Source organism: uncultured Cetobacterium sp., assembly GCF_947039425.1.
Classification (GTDB): domain Bacteria; phylum Fusobacteriota; class Fusobacteriia; order Fusobacteriales; family Fusobacteriaceae; genus Cetobacterium_A.
In genome coordinates this window covers 1-3,478 of record NZ_CAMQYW010000213.1, presented here as the reverse complement: position 1 = coordinate 3,478, position 3,478 = coordinate 1, and the positions used below count along the sequence as shown (strand labels likewise).

4 protein-coding genes and 1 pseudogene are annotated in these 3,478 nt (G+C 31.7%); all 5 read left to right on the top strand.

The window, feature by feature from the left end; all coding sequences use genetic code 11:
* The coding region (locus tag Q0V09_RS09355; protein WP_297488840.1) for a Na+/H+ antiporter NhaC family protein at nt 1–818 on the top strand (818 nt) is incomplete at its 5' end.
* Nucleotides 819–839: 21 nt separating this feature from the next.
* Nucleotides 840–1,223 carry a hotdog domain-containing protein gene (locus Q0V09_RS09350; protein ID WP_297407530.1) on the top strand — a complete coding sequence of 128 codons (384 nt, stop codon included), beginning with the start codon at nt 840–842 and terminating at the stop codon, nt 1,221–1,223.
* A gap of 4 nt (nt 1,224–1,227) precedes the next feature.
* The gene (locus Q0V09_RS09345; protein ID WP_297407528.1) at nt 1,228–2,055 is read left to right on the top strand and encodes a 3-keto-5-aminohexanoate cleavage protein; all 828 of its coding nucleotides are present in this window, start codon (nt 1,228–1,230) and stop codon (nt 2,053–2,055) included.
* Nucleotide 2,056: 1 nt separating this feature from the next.
* The gene (locus Q0V09_RS09340) at nt 2,057–3,091 is read left to right on the top strand and encodes an L-erythro-3,5-diaminohexanoate dehydrogenase (RefSeq protein WP_297488837.1); all 1,035 of its coding nucleotides are present in this window, start codon (nt 2,057–2,059) and stop codon (nt 3,089–3,091) included.
* 31 nt (nt 3,092–3,122) lie between these two features.
* Nucleotides 3,123–3,478: pseudogene (locus Q0V09_RS09335) on the top strand (lysine 2,3-aminomutase); the annotation flags it as partial.

The following is a 3,478-nucleotide window of genomic DNA, read 5'->3' as shown; positions in this document are numbered from 1 at the left end:
CTTGGAAGGCTTTAAGTGAACAAAGAGCTAGTGCAGTAGCTCTATTAAATCAAGTAAAATCAGGAGTTCCATATTATATGGTTATTCCACTTGCTTTAGTTTTAATTTCTGCATTTAAAGGAGTAAATACTCTGCTTTGTTTATTTATTGGAATATTTACATCGTTTATATTTGGATTATTTGCAGGAACAGTAACAAGTACAGAATCATTTTTAAATTTAGTTTATTCAGGTTTTGAGGGCGCAGGTTCTTGGGTTATAGTTATGATGATGTGGGTTGCAGCTTTTGGTGGAATAATGAAAACTATGGATGCTTTTAGGCCAATATCAAAATTAATTAAAAAAATGTCACGAAATGTAAGACAATTAATGTTTTATAATGGAGTCTTATCAATTTTAGGAAATGCAGCTCTTGCTGATGAAATGGCACAAATAGTAACTATAGGACCTATAATTAGAGAGTTAGTTGAAAAAAATGTAAATGGAAGTGAAAAAGATATTGAAACATTAAAATTAAGAAATGCCACTTTTAGTGATGCTCTTGGGGTATTTGGTTCACAACTGATCCCATGGCACGTATATATTGGATTTTATTTAGGAATAGCTAATGCTGTTTATCCTCTAATTACGTTTACGCCAATTAGTATTATTAAATATAATTTTATGGCATATATTGCAGTTTCTAGTATCTTGATTTTAACAATAACAGGTTTTGATAGATTTATTCCAAGATTTGCATTACCATCAGAACCAGATGTAAGTTTAAAAGATGAAAAAGTAGTAGAAGAAAATCTAGAAAAGATAGTGTTAACTAAATAAAATATAAGGAGTGGAGTTATGATAAAATCTATGATTAGGCTGAGAATGAGTTCAAGTGATGCTCACTATGGTGGGAATTTAGTAGATGGTGCAAGAATTTTACAGTTGTTTGGTGATGTGGCAACAGAGTTACTAATTAAACACGATGGAGATGAGGGGTTATTTAAAGCCTATAAGGATATAGAGTTCATAGCTCCAGTTTATGGAGGAGATTATTTAGAGGTAGTTGGTGAAATTACAAAGGTTGGAAATAGCTCAAGAGAGATGAAGTTTGAAGCTAGAAAAGTTATAGTTCCAAGAGTTGATATTTGTGATTCAGCAGCAGATTTTTTAGATGAACCAATAGTTGTATGTAAAGCAGTTGGAACTTGTGTTGTACCTAAAAAACTACAAAGAAAGGGGTAATATTATGGAAAAATTAATAATTACTGCTGCAATTTGTGGAGCAGAGGTAACAAAGGAGCATAATCCAGCTGTACCATATACAGTTGATGAAATTGCACAAGAAGCATATTTAGCTTATAGTGCTGGAGCAAGTATAATTCATCTTCACGTGAGAGAGGATGATGGAACACCAACACAAAGAAAAGAGAGATATGAAGAGTGTATAGAAGCTATAAAAAAAAGATGTAATGATGTTATTATTCAGCCTTCAACAGGAGGATCAGTTGGAATGACATCAAAAGAAAGATTAGAACCAGTAATACTAAAACCTGAAATGGCCACATTAGATTGTGGAACACTGAATTTTGGTGGAGATGAAATTTTTGTTAATACTGAAAATATGATTAAAGAGTTTGGTCAAGAGATGTTAAATATGAATGTAAAACCAGAAATAGAAATATTTGATAAATCAATGATAGATATGGCTGTAAGATTGTCTAGAAAAGGGTATATAAAAGAACCTCTACACTTTAGTTTTGTAATGGGAGTAAATGGAGGAATATCTGGAGAATTAAGAGATTTTGTTTTTTTAAAAGGAAGTATTCCTTGTGGATCAACTTATTCAGTTGCAGGAATAGGGAAATATGAATTTTCATTAGCGGCAGCTTCTATTATATCTGGTGGTCATGTTAGGGTTGGATTTGAAGATAATATATATTTAGAAAAAGGGGTTTTAGCAAAAAATAATGGGGAGTTAGTAGAAAAAGTTGTAAGATTAGCAAAAGAGTTAGGAAGAGAAATAGCAACTCCAGAAGAAGCAAGAAAAATACTAGGATTAAAAAAGGGGGTATAAAATGGAAAAAGGATGTAAATTTGGAACACATAGAGTAATTGAACCAATTGGGTCATTACCACAAGGGGCAGTAAAAATATCAAATAGCATGGATATTTTGTCAAATGAGATTTTAATAGATGTTCAAACATTAAATATTGATTCTGCAAGTTTTACTCAAATAAAAGTAGCTTGTAATAGTGATGAAAAAAAGATGGTAGAGATGATATTAAAAATAGTTGATGAAAGAGGAAAAATGCAAAATCCTGTAACAGGTTCAGGAGGAATGCTAATAGGAACTATTGAAAAAATAGGTGGAGATTTTCCAGATAAAACTATAAAAGTAGGAGATAAAATAGCTACATTAGTATCATTATCTTTAACGCCATTAAAAATCGATAAAATTAAAAAAATAAACATAGCAAATGATCAAGTGGATATAGAGGGGAAGGCCGTTTTATTTGAAAGTGGTCTATATGCAGTATTGCCTAAAGATGTACCTGAAAAATTAGCATTAGCAGCCCTTGATGTTGCAGGAGCTCCAGCTCAAGTTGAAAAACTTGTAAAAGAGGGAGACGTAGTTTGTATAATTGGTGGTGGAGGAAAATCTGGAATCCTTTGCTGTTATCAAGCTATGAAAAATGTTGGGGAAACTGGAAAGGTAATTGTATTTGAATATTCAGAAGGAAATGCTCAAAGAATAAAAGATATGGGACTAGCTCATGAAGTATTAGTAGGAGATGCAACAAAGCCAGTAGATATTTATAATACAATAAATGAGATGACAAATGGAGATCTTTGTGATGTTGTAATAAATAACGTAAATGTACCTGGAACAGAGATGTCTTCTATTTTAATAACAAAAGATGAAGGAATAGTTTACTTCTTTTCAATGGCAACATCATTTACAAAGGCAGCTCTTGGTGCTGAAGGGGTAGGAAAAGATGTAACAATGATAGTGGGAAATGGATATACAAAAGGACATGCTAAGTTAACTTTAGAAATTATAAAAGAATCAAAAGATATAAGAGAGTTATTTGAAAAGTTATATGTGTAGTTAAAATTAAAAATTTTGGAGGAATTTACTAATGATAAATTTAAGAGAAAAATTTAATGTAACTGATGAGCAGTGGAATGACTGGAAATGGCAACTGTCTAATAGAATAGAAACATTAGAGCAACTTGAAAGTATGATTAATTTAACAGATAAAGAAAGAGATGGAATTGAAAAATCATTAGAAACAATAAGAATGGGAATAACACCATATTATTTAAGTATAATGAATCCTGAGGACCCAAAGTGTCCTGTGAGAATGCAAGCAGTTCCATCAATTAATGAGTTACATCAAGCTGCAGCAGATCAACTTGACCCACTTCATGAAGATGGAGATTCACCTGTTCCTGGATTAACACATAGATATCCAGATAGAGTTCTTCTTTTAGT

Excerpts from the sequence above, each read along its gene's own strand:
- Q0V09_RS09345 (WP_297407528.1), top strand. The coding sequence starts at position 1,228 with ATGGAAAAATTAATAATTACTGCTGCAATTTGTGGAGCAGAGGTAACA.
- Q0V09_RS09340 (WP_297488837.1), top strand. The coding sequence starts at position 2,057 with ATGGAAAAAGGATGTAAATTTGGAACACATAGAGTAATTGAACCAATT.